The following is a 16,474-nucleotide window of genomic DNA, read 5'->3' as shown; positions in this document are numbered from 1 at the left end:
CGCTTCGCAGATGGTCTTACTGTCGTCGTTTTCCTCGAAAAAGTACAGATGAAGGACTTACCGCAGAAGGTGTGCTCGTCAGTCCACTCGCATAACTGCTAACTGAAACTGCTCGAACGACCGAATTATCTCAACGAACTTGCCAGGGTCAACTGGCTTTTTGAGGACAGCATCTTCGTCTGCATCGTGATCGAGGTCACGGGACTCGATCAGATCTTCCTTCATCCCGGTCAAGACGACTACTGGGACATGGCCCAACTCGGAGTGGTGTTTGATTTCGTGTAGAACATCTTCACCGTCCACCTTCGGCAGATTTAGATCGAGTAATACAATGTCCGGTCGAGGAGCGTCCTCGTACTCTCCACGTTGATAGATGAAGTCGAGTGCTGACTGGCCATCAGTGACGGCGTTGAGTGTGTTTTCGATGTTGCCGTCTGAGAAGGCTTCTTCGATGAGGCGAACGTCGCCAGGGTTGTCTTCTACTAGCAGTATCACCGCCTCTGATGACCCGTTTCCCATGGTGTGATGGATTGGGTAACTCGATATAAGAGATTTGGTGAGGTGGCTAATAGGTATAATCTCGAGCCTTCAACATCGACTATTGTTTCCTATTATCGTTCAGTACGCAGACCTACTGATCAGTTGATTCAGTACAGATCACTCGGAACAAACGAAGCTCGAGTACGATTACTTCGAACGATACACTTTGTTAGATAGTGAATGCCACACTCTTATTGGCGCACTGAATATTAGTCTGCTTATGGAGGACTCATCGCACACCGCATCCGATGGCAGTCGCCGAATTGATGAAATCTTGACTGCGATCGCCGACACTCACCGGCGATACGTGCTCTATCATCTGCGTGACGTCGAACAGGCCTCGGTCACAGACACTGCCAAGCAGGTCATAGCGTGGAAAGAAGAGAACCCTCCATCTGCTGTCACGGATGACGCAGTTGAGAGATGGGAGCTACGATTATCTCATAACCATCTCCCGGCCTTGGAGGAGATGTCTCTCATCGAGTACGATGATCGATCCGAGCAGCTCGTCTTTAGCGATCCGCCGAAACTTGTTGACCTCTGTCTTGAGCACTGTGCAGACCGAGACCTCCCCGATTGAGCTACGCCGGCTCCTGAATGACGATCTCCCCATCGCCGTGGACGGTAGTCTGTGTCCCCTCATAGGTAAACGTGACCGTGACCTCATCTCCAGTATTGACGAGCGCATTAAGTGCGTTACACGGAATCGCGTCAGCTAATGGAGAGAGATCTATCGGTCGCTTGTTTCGAAGAGACGCGTGGCTGCGGATCACTGCCTCTGTTGGTGTCTCGTCCGCTATGGAGTCAAATCGGTGAATTCTCCCATTTCCGTTCTTAGTCATAGTCTCCCTTGAGTATTGATCCGCTCGGTGGATTTCTGATCCTACCCTTCGGAGGGAGACGATGAGGAATAACTGTTCAGCCAACATTGGTGGGCACTATATTTTTACCGATGACGAAGATGAGCTCGAGTAACGCTCGGACAAGGCGTCGCGGTCCCAGCCTACTACCGTCGACGATTTGACTTGGTCAAACTGTTCCGCAATAAGATCAAACGAAGTTGTCGTGCTGAACTCATCCTCTGGACCTTGTTTGAACGCATGATTTCACGGGTGTGAGTCCTCGATGGCGCGTTCGATGTTGCGGACCGCGGATTTCATGACAAGTTCACGGAATTGCCCGAACCAGGTTCTCGACCAGAGCGTATCGCCGTATCTGCGCCGGAGTCCGAAAAACACCGATTCAGCGTTCGAGCGCTGGTGATACGCCCGATCCTTGATGAGCAAATTTCTCGCCCACCCCCGCATCCCAGGATCTCGCTGCGGAATCAGCGGCGTGATACTTTCTGCACGCAACCTCGTGCGAAGTTCCTCCCAGTCGTAGCCCTTATCGGCAGCGACAGTCGACAACTCGTCCAGACTCTCGAACTCCCGGGCGATCGCCGTCGAGGTCTTCGGCCCGACGGCGTCAATGTATAACACAGAAGAGTGTCAAGATGAAGGAGTCATCCAACAACTTCGACCGTTGCATTAGTCTGCTCTCGGAGATGGGATTCCACCGCAGGTTCGTTTCCCATGATTTTACTGATAAACCGTCGCCATTTCGGTGTTCGATTTTTGCCGACAACAATAATATCTGCACTAAGCTCGCTTGCCTCGGTTGAGATAATCTCTTCAACGAGAAATCCATTTCGAGTGACTACGATAGGGGTGCATTCCTCAAAGAGCGGAGAAATCGCCTGTTGAATTTCGCCCTTACGGGTCTTGTCCCCATTTTGGAAGATATTTACATGCAATACATAGATCTCCCCATTGTCGGTTGACGCAAAAAGATCGTTTGCAAACGAGAGCGTTTGAATACTTGTTTTTGTGAGTGGATAGCGAATGGGTGCCAAAATGGTTGTTGTATCCGACATTATAGATTTTCTGTGTGGGCGAAGTATATACGTGACGGCCAATGGTAATCTGGCCTGCAGAAGTAGTAGTCCCGAGAAGAGATACTTCGCCTCGGTAACGGGGTCCTCCGAGGCAGAGAGGCGGTCATGAGTGTAGTAGACGAGTGTCCCTACGGTGGCGTAGAACAGGGAGTCAACGGTCTTACCCTTCCCTGTATTCGACAGGCCAAGCATTATCCGATTCCTCGGTATAGTATCACACGATCTGCCCGAACAACCGATAACTGGGACTTTACGGGCAGATCATGCCGTGACCGACTCGGCGCTCGCCAGTAATGGTGAGTGTTCGCACTGAACCCCTGAACGTGACCTTCCGATTGCCTGTTCGGGCCAGGGACAAGCGCACCTATCTCGGTCTGCGTTTGTCCCATTCACTGCGATCGTGAAAAGTCCAAGAGGGAATCCAGCGATCGGTTCCTCACCACTCGAGGACAGTTGTCGCCATCTCAGTCCCCTTTACCGGGGACTGCTCCCCCGATTATACGTACTTCAATCCACAAGTCACGGTCGTCACACGGCACCGCCTCGTCAGACATCTCGAGCGGTTCGAATCGCAATTTGCCCTCTACTCTGTACGCGTCGGGCGACACACTCGAATTAGCAAAGACACTGTATCGCCGCGACGGGGATAGGCTCATGGTCGAACTCCTGGCGACAGATCGAGGCCCGACGAGTTTCGATGTTCGGCTTCAGGTCCGTTCGGAGGGGAATGATGGCAAGTGAAGAAAGTGGGGCTCGAGAACGTTGAACCGATGGGTAACTAACCTGTCTAGGCCCGCCCGAGAACCGTTTTGTTGTGACAGCAGTAGCTACCCATATGTAGTACCCTATCCGACTAACTCTCGCCTATTCAGAGTCCTCAGAACAACCGCCGAGATCGCTAATCGATATCGTCCCGTCGCTATCGACTGTGATATTGTAGTCTTCGATAGCCATTTCTACGGTAATATCCTGATTGGAATCGCGAGCTGTCTCCATTAGTCGGTTCATAGCATCGGGATCTGCATACTGATAGAACGGGGGCATATCCTCGGCTGGGGTGTTCTCAACCGCGGAAAGCGCCCGTGCAATTGCTTGAACAGGCCTCTCATCACAATAGTTCGTTTGAAAATTAGTGCCACCGTCTGTAATTAGGGGGCGGTATTCCTCGATTGTACCCATGCAAAGGGCTACCAGTGCGCGTCTACTAATAAGTCTATTATTTGGAAAGCAGTTACTCGTCTGTACTAAGAAGTTGGAAGCGAACAGCAACTGGCTTGAGATCATTCCCTTGCAGGTCCTCTAAGATGCCAGAATCGACCTCCCGAATCACACCGTCGACCGAAAACTCGAGCGGGAATCCCTCTGAATCAATCTCGACCGCTGTGAGTTCCAGTTCCGTATCGTCTTCAAGCGAAACCTCGATCTCGTCTTGGTTTGGTGGATCAGATTTCATCTTCTCTAAATTGTAGTATGGTTGACTATAACGGTCTGGATCAACAAAAGCTGTGTGGGAGACAACATAACAATGGAATGCCTCTCATGCCACCAGATGTCGTTTACTGCACTCGATCCAAAATAGTCTCAGCCGTCTCGTCCCCAACCCCACACACACTTTCCAATCGGGCCCGCTCGCTCTCGCGAAGGTCGTCCAGACTGTCGAACTCTCGGGTGATCGCCTTGGAGGTCGCCGGCCCGACGCCGTTGATATCCTCGATGAGGTGTCAAACTACCTGTGAAAGAAATGGATCGTATTATCAGTAGCTCTATTCCTCGACCGGCCTTAGCATCGGCTGTTTGTTTTCGGCGGCAATATCGCTCCAGGCGACAGTCTCTGCTTCGACAACCGCCTCCGCCTCGAGCGCGGGATCGCCAAGCACGGAACCGGCGGTGTACTCCGGTGGACGTGACTGTTCGTTCCCGGGTGCCTCGCCGACGGGATTTGCACCAGGACCACTCGCCGATCCGACAACGATCCGGCCAACCATTCCGAACAGTTCATGTGGCGCACACATGATATCGTGGACGCCCTCTTGCTCGAATGTGTAGTACCACGCATCGCCGCCTGACAGAATCGGCGACGAGTAGGCAGGCGTCTCGTCAGGAACCCGCTGGTTGTACCCGAATGCTGGGTGATAGGCGTTGACGTTGTGATGTGGTGTCGACATGTTAAACTTGACCGTGTCGCCAGGTTCGATGTACAGCCCCGTCGGTTTGAAATAGAACTCTGGCATCGGGGCGCTCTCCCGTGGTTGGAGCAGCAGATCAACAGTGTGGTCGGCGTCAATCGATGCTGATTCGTCGGCAGTTACCGTCGCTCCAAAGCGTGCGTTAATAGTCATCTCTGAATTGTCCCCAGTTCCGTTTCCATTTCCGTTGCCGTTTCCGTTCCCATCGTCGCCATTGCCACCCGAGCCAGCACATCCGGCGGTTGCCGCCATGCCACCGACACCGAGTGCAGCAAGGAATCGGCGGCGATTCGAGTTAAGCATTGTTTGCGATTCGCTTTCCCCATTTCCGTCTGACAGTGAGTGTTTGTCAGCCACAGTCATGGCGACAAATGACGGACTGAAATACTCTTCCACTTGAATGTATTATTTCCTTATATTTTCAGCACTCTATACGATGTGGGAGAACTACTGAATTCGCTAGAACACAGTATCGGCCATCTACTCCCCAACGCCATAGACGCCTTCCACCCGCGTCCGTTCTATTCCCCGCGACTCCTTGAGCGTCATGCGTTTTCTAACCTAGAGCGGGATCTGGGTCAAAGTTCTTGCTGGAGTACCGTATCCGACGACGATGCCTCTCGTCACCGACATCGTGCCAGCGACAGAACGGGGCGCTGCGATGGGTGGCTTCAACGTGTTCGGAAGCCTCGATATGCTGAGCGGGTTCGTTATCGGTGGAACCGTCACAGAACTATTCAGAGATGGTAATGGAACTCGCGTTCAGTCTTGCAACGGATCTCCCCGGTCGCGTCTCGATAGACGCGGTGCGACCGCCGATCAACTCAGTCTGAAGTGTAGCCCAGTATATTTTATTTGTAGCCGTCGTAGGATCGGTATGGCGGACGACGAACAAGAAGCCGAGACTGAAGCGGAATTGGCAGATGATGAGACGGAACGCGAAGGGGAGCGAGTGATGGATCGGGCAGACGGCGCGGAGATTCTACGAGAAGTCGCTGCCGGTGTCGAGAACGGGACGATAGACATTGAAGGAGAGAACGGCTTCACGGTGGCGGTACCAGAGCGCTTCGAACTGGAAGTCGAGTACGAGACCACCGACGACGAGGCCGAGTTCGAAGTCGAACTCGAATGGCAGATGGAAGACGGCGAAGCAGTATCGGCAGACGAATAATTCGAACGGTAGTCCCTGTTGTAGCCATACGTGGTAATCTGGCTCTGTTGAAACCCTCCGGTGGTGGTAGGATTGCCCCCATCAACGGTCAGTACAGGGAGATGATGTCACGCCGTGGGTCGCCGTCTATCGACCAGCTACCGATAGAGTTGGAGGGCACTGTCGAGTAGAGCCAGTTTGAGAAACGAGTAGGTCGTTGAGTAAATTAGTGAGGATGCCCACAGACCTGCTCAGCGAGAGCTATGACTCGGGTTTAGAAGAATACTGAGAGATGAGCGGACCCTTTGCTCAGGCTTTGTCGGTTTCGTGCATCCACTCGAGGGCGGCCTGCAACCCCTCCTCGTCTCGGATTTCGCGAAACCGTTCCGGCGACGAAGATTCCATGGTGAGGGCGCCCACGTACTCGTCGACGCGGCCGTATCGTCTGAATCCCTGGGTCTCCTGTACATCGTTGAGCATGTCTTTCGCGATCGCAACGGCCGTACTCGGGGTCTTTTTGATCGCAGCCACTTCCGTCTCGACGGTTGCGTCCAGTTCGCCCTCGGGGACGACTCGATTGACGAGTCCCATCTCGGCGGCGGTCGCTGCGTCGACGGTCTTCCCCGAATAGAGCAGTTCCCGGGCGTCTTTCAGGGAGTTCGTTACGAACGGTAACACGAACTTCGGCGGGGGTTCGCCGAAGTGCATGTCTGGATAGCCGAATTCGGAGGGCGCCGTCGCGAAGGTAAGATCACAACAGATTGCGAGGTTGCACCCACCGGCGACTGCGGGCCCGTCGACCGCCGCGATGACTGGAAGCCGCGACGAAAAGATCGCCTCGAGGTGAGTCCGCTGGTCGAGGATGTGGTCGTCGGTCGATTTGTCGGTCTCGGCCTCGCTGATGTCGTAGCCCGACGAAAAGGCTCGACCGTTGCCGCTCAGGACGACGACTCGAACCTCATCGGCGCCCTCAGCGCGTTCGATCCCGTCCTCAAGTTCGCGCAGTAACGGCGGATTCAATGCGTTGAGGGCCTCGGGTCGATCCAGTGCGATTCGGGCCACGCCCTCGTCTATAGCGTACTCGAGACAGTCATACGTTCCCATACCACACCCATTCTGAGCCACCCACATATACCGTTGGGCGCCTCTCAGCGACGGAGCAGCGATCCTAATCGAGGAATGGAGACGCTCTCACTCGGAATGGCACGGTCCATAACGGTCAGTAGTGACCTTCTCCAAGAACGAGTCAAATGTTCCCGCACCCACGCTTACACGGTACAAGCAGAATTCCCCGGGTCACTGTACCCGGGGGATGAATGCGACAACCGACGATTTCAATCGACTTTTCAAGCGGCCCGCACCCCAATATACTGTTATAGTAACAACTGCAACTATTTACACACTGATCGCACAGCTGTCGTGCAATCAGGTGTGCATTGACTTGCAGTGGCTACTATAGCTGTGAGCGAGTAGGGTAGGGTAATTCACAAGCCCCAGCGAAGGCCAGACATGGTAGCGACAATGGCGACCATGAGGAGGAGCTCAACTAGACTCAGCATGCCGTACTTCTTATTTAAAGAGGAGAGTCGCTCGTGGTCGGTCTCTTCGGCGTCAATTTCGTCGAACATACCGGCTGTAAATTGGTGAAGTGGGCCAAATCCAAGGACGAGCAGCGCGATAGCGAGGGCAAGCGCCGCCCACAGTGACGGTGTCGGGGATGCCCAGAGTCCCATCATGCTGGCAAGGCCGATTCCAGAGCCGATAACGCCGACTGAAACTGGTTCCATAAGAAGGTTCATCTTCGGGACGAATCCTTCGGCGAACTCGGCATTCGCGTCCTCAGAGAGACTCCCCATTACAGGGCCGAGGACGACTGCGCCGAGCACCGCAGTACCGAACCAGAACGCACCAAGGAAGAGGTGGACGGTAAACATAATTCGGACATCAGCGGAGAGATAGCCCAAAACGGGGAGTACCAAGGGAACGGTGACGGAACCGACCGCAAACGGTCGAGTAGCGGCATCAGCCATCAAGCGGTACCGTTCGCGTCGATTCGCTGGTCGTTGTGCCCCGGTCAGTGACATACAGTATCACTCCTCACGCCGAGACAATCACAGGTATCATACAAAAAGTGGTTGGGTTGACATAGAGTTGTGAATGAGCCCCAAAATGTCGAGGCGTCTCCTCAGCATTTCCAAGTGGATAGATGATGAGATCCCTCAGCCACGATCACACGGTAGAAATCGGTCAATAGAATGGTCGTACGTTATTCTACTTTACTGAGCGTGCGTCCTTCCCTGTACGTATTGTTGACTCGAGATCGTCTGTCCAACCCTGCTCAGACGCTCGGACGTAGCACTCGTGGTAAGTACAGACGAAGGCGGTAGCGGAGCAGGTATCTAACTATATAATATATTAAAAATAGCCTGCTGAATACAGAGACTATATTTAGCACAACCGTCTCGTTAGTGTCAAAATCCAGTTAGGACGGTTACCCGTCGCGAAAGTTCTCTTTCATGTACATGAAGTTGGTAGTTGATTCCGGATTGGCTTGGTTCCAGTTTCATATATAGATATCCGTACGTAAGGGCCCATTTCGGACATTCATCGGCTCTCTGTTCACTTCCGAACCATTAAGAACAGATCGTCCGAAGGGAGAACATGCCATCTATTGACTCAGAACACGATATTATCGTCGTCGGAGTCGGTGGTATGGGGAGCGCGACTACCTATCATCTCGCGCATCGAGGGCTAGATGTCCTCGGCCTCGAGCGGTACGATATCCCCCACACGAAGGGGTCCTCTCACGGATATACCCGGCTCATCAGGCGAGCCTACTACGAGGACCCATCGTACGTCCCGCTCATCGAGCGCGCATATGATCTGTGGGACCAACTCGCTGACGAGACTGAGCGAGATATCATCCATCGCACCGGTTCCATCGACGCTGGACCACCAGATGATCCGGTGTTCGCTGGGTCGAAGTCGTCCTGCGAGGAGCATGACATCCCGTACGAAATACTCGACGGAGCCGAACTCGCAGAACGGTTCCCGGGATACCAACTCCCTGAGGACTACCGGGCCGTGTATCAACCCGACGGCGGGTTCATCGTCCCCGAAGAAGCCATCGTCGGACACGTCGAAGCTGCACAAGAAGCAGGTGCGACGGTTCGCGCCCGCGAACCCGTCGAAAACTGGGAAGAGACGGCAGCGGGTGGCGTCACGGTTGAGACGGTTCACGGTACCTATCAGGCAGACGCACTCGTACTTGCCGCAGGCGCTTGGAACCAGAAGCTCACTGATGCACTCCAGGGGCTCGCCCAACCCGAGCGCCAGGTTCTGGCATGGTTTCAGCCGGAGAGACCGGAACTATTCCAGCCGGGTTCGTTCCCAGTCTGGAATCTCAGCGTGCCCGAAGGTCGATTCTACGGTCTCCCCGTCTACAGAGTTCCCGGATTTAAGCTCGGCAGATATCACCACAGGGACGAACAGATCGACCCCGACGACTGGAATCAGGAACCGGAGCCAGATGACGAGCGGCTCCTTCGAGAGTTCACCGAGTCCTACTTCCCTGAGGCCGCCGGTTCGACGATGGGGCTGGCTACCTGTATGTTCACGAACTCGCCCGACGAACACTTCATCATCGATACGCTTCCGGAGCATCCGCAGGTGGCCGTTGGTGCGGGGTTCTCCGGGCACGGCTTCAAGTTTTCGAGCGTCATCGGGTCGATTCTAGCCGACCTCGCTGTCGATGGCGAGACTGATCACCCTATCGAGAAGTTTCAACTCAATCGGTTCGACTGAATCAACTTGACGATCGCTGCGAGGCGTCTAAACAAGACCCAGAGAACTACTCAACATTCACCTCGAACAACGTTTTGTCCTCACTCTCGTTACGGTCAAAACGCAAATCCGGGACTGCTACTGTGCTGCCTCATCAATAGCCCGAACGAACTTTTCAGGGTATTGTGATCCGACGAGTACTGTCCGTCCATTCGTCCGTTCGATCAAAACCCCTTGATTGCCACTGGCGTTGTATGCGAGCTTCCCGGGTGTCTAGCGGATTCCCCAGCCGCCGAACTCACGAAGTGGGCGATACTGTTTGGGCTCGTATCAACACTTCCATTGCCAAAAGTGCAGCTACGAAGTCAATGCAGCGAAGAATATCGGGCTTCGATACGCCCGGAAACGACACCACAGATTCCGTTCCTCGCTCACGTCGGGGAGCAGAGTCGTCTTGGAAAACGAAGTTTTCCAATGGTCAGGAAATCTCCGATTTCCTTCGACACCAGTAGACGTGCGTATAAATGGTGGGACGTTGAATGGCAAGAGTCACCGGCCTGTTGTCGGAGACTGATTGCCGGGAGTCCACATCAAAGCTCCGCCCTCAAGACTGAGCCGCGTATGCACCGAGGGAGTAGGGTGGGGGTAGTTTACGTGGTCAGTTCCGCAACCGTTCCAGAAATTCCAGGAAGATGTTAACGTCTTTGATAAAGTGGTACCCGACGTAGATGAGGTAGCCGACGATCAGCACAGCAAGTGGAACGTAGAATTCGAACCACAAGCTGATAGCGACGGCCAGCACCCCCACGGCAACGACCCCTTTTCGGAGGGCTTGCTGCCGGAGCCAGCGTCGGTGCCCATCGAAACCCTCGTCGGAGAGAAGAATTGGTATGTCGTCGGTTCCGCGAAGGACTGGTTCGCCCTGATAAACGTGTAGTTCTCCGCTGATACTCACTGACGTTCCCTCAAGCAGTGGACGCGCTTCCAGCAGATAGCGATCCAGATCTACGTCGTCGTTGTGCCGCTGTACGTGGCCAACGAACCGGCGGAGAGAGCGGTGTTCTGTGTGGTCCCGAAGGTAGGTATACCATCGGTCCCAAAGGTAGGTTGAGAACCGTTCGGTATTCGTGATGCCGCCGATGGTGAGGTCCTCCAGTGGTTCGCTTCCAGTCGTTTCCTGAAGCCACGATGGGTCGATGTAAACCGTCTGTCCGTCAGCAGCGACGCCGAACCGACCCCACTCGATACCGGAGGCGAACGTGTGCCAGTGTTGGCGCTCCCATCCCCACTCGTCGATCGTGAGGTCGCTGTTGGTGTTGTCTGGATGCCGGGCTCGCCAGAGATACGCGCCGACGGATCGGTCTGTGTCTTCGACGGCTGCGTCGCCCGACTTGACTGGCTCTTCGACCACGAGTTCGCCAGTGAGCGCGATCGGCTCTCCATCAACGATCGCTGGTGACCTATCTACGTCACCCGACGATAGCGATCGCAGAACCAGCAGCGCGGTGAGCGTCCGATACCCATAGACGAGTGCAATCCCAACGAGGACAGCGATCACAATGAGGACGATCGTAGGGGGCATATGTGGAAAATTCCGTACGGAGCTGTTGAACCGAATATTGTCGGATTGATAACCTAAAGGTACCGCATCTCAGTGGTGTCTGACGTTTGACTTGTGTTTCCGCCCTTCTAATTGAGAGTCCGTGACCGAGTAAGGGCTCTGTGCTGACGTAGAAGTACCTTTTTCTCGTCGGTTCGCTCGCGCCGCTCACCAATCCTCCAAAAATCCACGCTAAAAAGCAGATCCCAGAGCCATCCGGCGGGCGCGCCCAGATTAGCGAACTCCTTGAGTTCCCGATCCCGTTCGTCAGCGAACTTTATGAGGCCGAGATCGATCGTATCGATTTCCTTGAGGACTCGCGGATGCAGCAGTTCGCCTCGACGGAACTGCTCTCGACCCCATCGGTCCTCTACGGAATGGTCACGTTCACCTATCCCCAGGGGCGGCGCATCCGCAATTACCTCGCGGAAGAGAGATAGGCAGCAGCTGTCAATTGCCTTTTTGATGCCATTTGGCGGTGCTGAGAAGTAGTCTCTGTCATGACCGTGCAAGGAGGTGCTCGACTCGACGCCTGTTCGTGCTCGCGCGAGTGGACCCCCAGTGGGCTCAGTCCGTGTTGATCCGGACGCCGCATTCACCGGCACGGCGCGGCGGTGAGGTCTATCCCGTGTGTCGACGACAGAGTGATCGCTGACGGTTCTCGCGGTTCCGCAGACTGAGCTCCAATAGGATACCACTTTTTCATCCAAAGTTCGCTCGTCCTCAAACACGTCGTAGTCCTCGGCCGCTTGTCGGTCGGTACCGAGATATCGGTCGTCCTCACAGTCGCCAGCGACGATAGAGGGCTGTTTCCTCTGTCACCGTATTCTGTCTGGAGAACAAGCTTCGGTTAGTCCATCTTCAATTAGCCTATTCTCGATTAGCCTATTCATGATTAGTCTATTCGAGAGTCTTATTTGGCTGGACGCCGGTTAGATGATATGGATCGATTCGTGGATCGGGAGGATGAACTCAGTCGGCTTCGAGATTGCTATGAGTCGGATGACGCTGATATGGTTGTGATTTTTGGACGTCGCCGTCTCGGGAAGACTGAACTCGTCCGAGAGTCACTAACAAACCGCGATGACGCCGTTCTGTACCAGGCAACTGAAACAACCCGACAGATCCAACTGGACGCGTTCGTGGACGTAGCGGCTGAGTCGCTTCCGGGGATCGATCGGATCGAGAGCGAATGGGAATCACTACTCGGGTATCTTGCTGATCAGGATGCAGTCATCGTGCTGGACGAATTCCCTTATCTAATTGACGCCGACGAGAGCCTCCCGTCGGTTATCCAACGACTCTGGGATCAGGAGTTGCGTGACACGGGTGTGACGCTCGTACTTGTTGGATCCTCGATCAGTATGATAGAGGAGGCGACACTCCTCGGGAACAGTCCGTTGTATGGTCGATTCACCGAGAAGATCGATCTTCGCCAACTTGACTTTGCTGCCGTACGGACGTTCTTTCCCGAGAACTATACCCCCGAACAACTGCTGTTCGCGTGGGGTGTGTTTGGCGGGACGCCATACTATTTGGACGGTATCGATCTAGATGGTGACCTCGGGACAGTCATCCAGCAGTCGCTGCTGTCACGGCAGGGATTTCTGCATGACGAACCAGAATACGTGCTCCGAACTGAGTTGACGGAGCCGAATCGATACTTTGCCATCCTGAAAGCGATTGCCGCCGGGAACACCACGTCAAACGAGATCGCACAAACAGTCGGGATCGATGGCAAACAGATTTCGACGTACACGCAGAAACTGGAGCGGTTGCGACTAGTTGAACGCGAAGTCCCGGTGACGGAGGACAAGACGAAGTCACGCCGAGGGCGGTATCGGATTCTCGATCCGTTGTTCAAGTTTTGGTTTCGGTTCGTCTATGGGAATGAAGACCGCTACGAGCGGTTGGGTACCGATGCCTACAAGACGGTCATCGAACCGGAACTGGCGGACTTCGTAAGCCAGGAGTTTGAAAATCGCTGTCGGGACATCCTCCCTGATCTCTATTCCGATCTGATGTTCACCGATATCGGCCGCTGGTGGTACAATGAGTACGAGGTGGATGTGGTTGGGTTCGATGCAGATAGGACGATGGTAACGGGTGAGTGCAAGTTCACGTCCGCGCCACTCGATTACAGTGCGCTTGCTTCGCTTGAAGACCACACAGATGAGATTCGATGGTCGCCTGATGGTGGCGAGGTAGAGCACGAGTATGCGATGTTCGCGCGGAACGGATTCACGCAATCTGTTCGTGACGCGGCAGCTAACCGCGACGATCTGCAGTTGTTTCCCCTCGAACGCATCGTTGACCCGGTAGCGTAGAAGTAAGGATGTCTGGCTCTACTAGTGTGCATGTGTTTCGTTTTAGATCAGATCTGTGGTGGTGTTCAGATACGGTTGAAGGAGTGAGGCGTAGCGTTTTCAAAGTGTTCTATGGCCGAAAACTCGCGCCTCAGTTCTAGTATCGGCCAGATTGACTTGGATTTTGTGGAGCGCGAGGCAACACCGCGACTGTTGATGAAGTTCAGTATTCAGTTCCATCTTGCTGGACTTCCGCTTTCAAATACTGTTCTAATTTTCGATATACTCGGTGTTGAACGGGCCCGATCGACTGTTCATAACCTCCCGGAATTCTCCGTCAGATAGTTCTGATACAGCAGGGCGACGCTGCCCTACATGTGGCAGCCGACTCGAACGAGAGCCGTCAACCGGGAATTTGGTATGTCAGGCCCCGACGTGTGGATTTCAATCAATTAAATTAGAGTAGCACGGGGACAGAAGACGCTACTGAGACTGTATATCGCATCCAATTAACTGGCATCCCGCTATGTCTACAGTTGCTGTAGTCGGTCATAGAACACGTCATTGAATTGTTCACAGTTCTCAATCATCCAGTCAAGATACGTACCCCACTGTTCCTCGTCACTAACATCACCGTGTTTCGCGATCCAGATTCGGCTTCGTTTCTTCCCGAAACGTGTTTCCTTGGGTTCATCCCAGACAACATCCTGGTCGAATTGCTGATCAATTTCGTTGCGGTCCTCTTCTAACTGCCAGTACGCATCGGTATCATCCCTCTTGCGACTCAAGTGATCCGAACTCTGGCATACCTAAAAGCATAGGATATAAAGAAGGGAAACGAATTTTCATTCAGTATCACTACCTAGTGGAGTCTCTATTGATCGAATTTATGTTTCTGCTGATGAATGTTCATGTGCACGTTTCTGGAGCCAAGACTCAAATTCGTCAGGGTAGTCATCGGCAAGGAAACTTAGCCACCATCGGTTATCTGAATACGTACGTAGCTCTTCAATTATACTCTCGCCTCTAAGGAGTTGCTGGGCTTGGTCAGGAGAGATCATACTGAGTGCCTGACTGAGTTGTATTGGTCCGATGCGTCTTGGTAGCCGTTCCGTGATTTGTGGTGTGACCGATTGCGTTACGGTCGGTTCGATCGGACCAAGTGAGTAATACAAATCAATCTCTGCAGGATGAGCGAAATGATGGAAAACCGGTCGAATTTTCCCACCTGGTCGGAGAATTCTCCCCATTCGCTGTACGAGTTGGAGGCGTGATTTCGTTCCGGCAACGTTGATACCGACATCAGCATCTGGAACATCGATTCCCTCGTCTAAGAGCATCGGTGCCACGAGTGCACCAGAGTCTCTGCCCCGGAAGTTAGCGATTTGTGTTATCGTGTCCTCATTCGACAAGTGACCGTGAACGACAAACGAATTTGGTACTTTGGATGCGATGGCACTGTCTAGTTCTGCACCTCCTCAATTGGCGTCTTTCCATCAAGAGCTTGGTGCGGTCTCTGGCGGTTATAGTAGTGCATAAATTGTTCAAGACACTCGCGGACGCTCGATCGATTGCCCACCCATGAGTTATGGAAGCGGTCGATCCGAATTTTGAGGGTGTGAAACCACTTTTCGATCTGTGCCATTTCGAGTACTTAAATCCGATCTCAGCCCGTTAGATTGAGCGAGACGATGACAGAAGCAGTTCATTCTCAGACACAGCGTTCTTCGCGTCAGACCCGATCCGAGGAGTACAGTCAGTCACCAACGACCGCAAGTAAATTTTACTCGTTGCTCGACGAAGTCGACAGCGAGTTCATCGCCGACCAGTTCAAGATCGGCAAGTACACTGCCAAGCACGACTTTGAGAATCATCTCAAGATCGGTGTCTTCGAAGGGATTCACCCGTCTGATTCACTCGCTGAACTGGCCGAGAAGACGGCCACGCATAATCAACTGGAAGAAATGGCTGCGTCGACGTTCTCCCGGCATACGAACGACCGCGACTATCGCGCGGTCGTTCGTGTCCTCTTTGGGCTACTCCATTCATCGCAGCTGTATCACCAACGTAATGTCCAGCGTAAGCGGTTGGAACGGCTCGATCGAGCAGTCGTCGCTCTCGATGGAACAAATCTAGCTCTCACTAGATCAGTTACTATTCCGAGTGAATTTGATGATGACGAAGTCATTGACGAGATCAACCCAGGTAACTGGGGTCTCAAACTCAATCTTGCTGCACGTGTGGACGGACACGCCAAGCAGCCTCTTGGCGTGTCCGTCACAGCGGGTGAGACACGTGAACCAACCCAGTTCGATCATCTCCAAGACGACGTCGAGGTCTTCGCAGACCTCGACTCGCCGATTCACGTGTTCGATCGTGGCTATCTTGATTATGACCGCTTCTGTGCGTTGAAAGAGCGGGAAAAGGACTTCGTGTGTTTATTGCAATCAGATTCTCGGGTCGATGTCCTGGAGGAAATCCAGGACATCGACATCACTGACGAAGCAGGAACGCGCCACGTACGTGACGAACTGATTGAACTCGCCGAGACCGGCGAAACGTTTCGACGGATCCTGTTTGAGGACGTGGACGGAGAGGAGATAGCGTATCTAACAACGCTATCTTCTGCAAATTACGATCCCATAGATGTGATGAATATCTACACACTTCGGACATTGATCGAGATTCTGTTCCGAGAGTTGAAGCAGTATACGAACATCGAGAATTTCCACTCACAATCGGTGAACGGTGTGTTGTTCGAGCTGTTCTGTACATTGATTGGTTACGTCCTGATCGAATGGTTCCGGCACTGCCACCCCCTTCGGGGTGGCGTGCCGGAAGCGATCCGTCTCATCCGTACACGCTGGAATCAGTCGCTTCCCGTGTACGGGTGACTCACTCAAGACTCCATGAGAGCGCCGCCGCAGGAGCGGCGGCACTCTCCAGAGGGGGAGAGTCACGCATAATTGGAAC

Annotated in this window: 18 protein-coding genes and 4 pseudogenes; 8 read left to right on the top strand and 14 right to left on the bottom strand. The window is 53.6% G+C overall.

Going from position 1 to position 16,474, the window contains the following annotated elements; all coding sequences use genetic code 11:
* Positions 1 to 78 precede the first annotated feature (78 nt).
* A complete protein-coding gene (locus tag CP556_RS24725) occupies positions 79 to 519 on the bottom strand; it encodes a response regulator (protein ID WP_098728193.1) in 441 nt (146 codons plus the stop codon).
* Positions 520 to 760: 241 nt separating this feature from the next.
* Between CP556_RS24725 and CP556_RS24720 the strand changes: the two genes are divergently transcribed.
* Positions 761 to 1,120: a DUF7344 domain-containing protein gene (locus CP556_RS24720; protein WP_098728192.1), complete on the top strand. Its 360-nt coding sequence runs from the start codon at positions 761 to 763 to the stop codon at positions 1,118 to 1,120.
* Between the two features lies 1 nt (position 1,121).
* On the opposite strand, the gene CP556_RS25655 is transcribed toward CP556_RS24720, so the two are convergent.
* The 7 genes from CP556_RS25655 to CP556_RS24690 all read right to left on the bottom strand — a co-directional run bounded on the left by CP556_RS25655 (position 1,122) and on the right by CP556_RS24690 (position 5,019).
* On the bottom strand, positions 1,122 to 1,382 hold the full coding sequence (locus CP556_RS25655; protein WP_255291602.1) for a HalOD1 output domain-containing protein: 261 nt from the start codon (positions 1,380 to 1,382) through the stop codon (positions 1,122 to 1,124).
* Between the two features lie 264 nt (positions 1,383 to 1,646).
* On the bottom strand, positions 1,647 to 2,021 hold the full coding sequence (locus CP556_RS24710; RefSeq protein WP_255291601.1) for a transposase: 375 nt from the start codon (positions 2,019 to 2,021) through the stop codon (positions 1,647 to 1,649).
* Positions 2,022 to 2,044: 23 nt separating this feature from the next.
* On the bottom strand, positions 2,045 to 2,455 hold the full coding sequence (locus tag CP556_RS24705) for a universal stress protein (RefSeq protein ID WP_176548349.1): 411 nt from the start codon (positions 2,453 to 2,455) through the stop codon (positions 2,045 to 2,047).
* Positions 2,456 to 3,340: 885 nt separating this feature from the next.
* Positions 3,341 to 3,655 carry a HalOD1 output domain-containing protein gene (locus tag CP556_RS25650; protein WP_141551762.1) on the bottom strand — a complete coding sequence of 105 codons (315 nt, stop codon included), beginning with the start codon at positions 3,653 to 3,655 and terminating at the stop codon, positions 3,341 to 3,343.
* A 52-nt stretch (positions 3,656 to 3,707) separates the two neighbouring features.
* The gene (locus CP556_RS24700; RefSeq protein ID WP_098728189.1) at positions 3,708 to 3,929 is read right to left on the bottom strand and encodes a hypothetical protein; all 222 of its coding nucleotides are present in this window, start codon (positions 3,927 to 3,929) and stop codon (positions 3,708 to 3,710) included.
* Positions 3,930 to 4,032: 103 nt separating this feature from the next.
* Positions 4,033 to 4,182 carry a helix-hairpin-helix domain-containing protein gene (locus tag CP556_RS24695; protein ID WP_255291616.1) on the bottom strand — a complete coding sequence of 50 codons (150 nt, stop codon included), beginning with the start codon at positions 4,180 to 4,182 and terminating at the stop codon, positions 4,033 to 4,035.
* Positions 4,183 to 4,239: 57 nt separating this feature from the next.
* Complete coding sequence (locus CP556_RS24690; RefSeq protein WP_176548348.1) at positions 4,240 to 5,019, bottom strand: cupredoxin domain-containing protein; 780 nt, start codon at positions 5,017 to 5,019, stop codon at positions 4,240 to 4,242.
* Positions 5,020 to 5,266: 247 nt separating this feature from the next.
* Between CP556_RS24690 and CP556_RS27110 the strand changes: the two are divergent.
* Both CP556_RS27110 and CP556_RS24680 read left to right on the top strand, forming a co-directional pair.
* Positions 5,267 to 5,398: pseudogene (locus CP556_RS27110) on the top strand (MFS transporter); the annotation flags it as partial.
* Between the two features lie 141 nt (positions 5,399 to 5,539).
* Entirely contained in the window at positions 5,540 to 5,833 is a 294-nt protein-coding gene (locus CP556_RS24680; protein WP_098728283.1) for an amphi-Trp domain-containing protein, read from the top strand.
* A 288-nt stretch (positions 5,834 to 6,121) separates the two neighbouring features.
* Here the strand turns inward: CP556_RS24680 and CP556_RS24675 are convergent, their stop codons facing one another.
* Both CP556_RS24675 and CP556_RS24670 read right to left on the bottom strand, forming a co-directional pair.
* A complete protein-coding gene (locus CP556_RS24675; protein WP_098728187.1) occupies positions 6,122 to 6,916 on the bottom strand; it encodes an enoyl-CoA hydratase/isomerase family protein in 795 nt (264 codons plus the stop codon).
* Between the two features lie 380 nt (positions 6,917 to 7,296).
* Positions 7,297 to 7,842: a hypothetical protein gene (locus tag CP556_RS24670; RefSeq protein ID WP_098728186.1), complete on the bottom strand. Its 546-nt coding sequence runs from the start codon at positions 7,840 to 7,842 to the stop codon at positions 7,297 to 7,299.
* A 631-nt stretch (positions 7,843 to 8,473) separates the two neighbouring features.
* On the opposite strand from CP556_RS24670, the gene solA reads away from it, so the two are divergent.
* On the top strand, positions 8,474 to 9,616 hold the full coding sequence (gene solA, locus CP556_RS24665) for an N-methyl-L-tryptophan oxidase (RefSeq protein ID WP_098728185.1): 1,143 nt from the start codon (positions 8,474 to 8,476) through the stop codon (positions 9,614 to 9,616).
* A 310-nt stretch (positions 9,617 to 9,926) separates the two neighbouring features.
* Positions 9,927 to 10,169 (top strand): annotated as a pseudogene (locus tag CP556_RS27105) (zinc ribbon domain-containing protein); the annotation flags it as partial.
* An 84-nt stretch (positions 10,170 to 10,253) separates the two neighbouring features.
* On the opposite strand, the gene CP556_RS24650 reads toward CP556_RS27105, so the two are convergent.
* A complete protein-coding gene (locus CP556_RS24650) occupies positions 10,254 to 11,177 on the bottom strand; it encodes a hypothetical protein (RefSeq protein WP_098728184.1) in 924 nt (307 codons plus the stop codon).
* A 959-nt stretch (positions 11,178 to 12,136) separates the two neighbouring features.
* Between CP556_RS24650 and CP556_RS24640 the strand changes: the two genes are divergently transcribed.
* Both CP556_RS24640 and CP556_RS24635 read left to right on the top strand, forming a co-directional pair.
* Positions 12,137 to 13,522, top strand: a complete 1,386-nt coding sequence (locus tag CP556_RS24640; protein WP_098728183.1) for an ATP-binding protein — start codon at positions 12,137 to 12,139, stop codon at positions 13,520 to 13,522.
* A 111-nt stretch (positions 13,523 to 13,633) separates the two neighbouring features.
* Positions 13,634 to 13,822 (top strand): annotated as a pseudogene (locus CP556_RS24635) (IS6 family transposase); the annotation flags it as partial.
* A 209-nt stretch (positions 13,823 to 14,031) separates the two neighbouring features.
* Here CP556_RS24635 and CP556_RS24630 read toward each other — a convergent pair.
* The 3 genes and pseudogenes from CP556_RS24630 to CP556_RS24620 all read right to left on the bottom strand — a co-directional run.
* A complete protein-coding gene (locus CP556_RS24630) occupies positions 14,032 to 14,289 on the bottom strand; it encodes a DUF4268 domain-containing protein (RefSeq protein ID WP_098728182.1) in 258 nt (85 codons plus the stop codon).
* A 99-nt stretch (positions 14,290 to 14,388) separates the two neighbouring features.
* A complete protein-coding gene (locus CP556_RS24625; RefSeq protein WP_098728181.1) occupies positions 14,389 to 14,955 on the bottom strand; it encodes a helicase-related protein in 567 nt (188 codons plus the stop codon).
* Positions 14,956 to 14,963: 8 nt separating this feature from the next.
* Positions 14,964 to 15,137, bottom strand: a pseudogene (locus CP556_RS24620) (integrase core domain-containing protein); the annotation flags it as partial.
* Positions 15,138 to 15,192: 55 nt separating this feature from the next.
* On the opposite strand from CP556_RS24620, the gene CP556_RS24615 reads away from it, so the two are divergent.
* Positions 15,193 to 16,395, top strand: a complete 1,203-nt coding sequence (locus CP556_RS24615; protein ID WP_098726333.1) for an IS4 family transposase — start codon at positions 15,193 to 15,195, stop codon at positions 16,393 to 16,395.
* Positions 16,396 to 16,474 lie beyond the last annotated feature (79 nt).

It is taken from the genome of Natrinema sp. CBA1119 (assembly GCF_002572525.1).
Classification (GTDB): Archaea; Halobacteriota; Halobacteria; order Halobacteriales; family Natrialbaceae; genus Natrinema.
The sequence above is the reverse complement of the archived record's forward strand: the minus strand, read 5'-3'. Positions and strand labels throughout refer to the sequence as shown.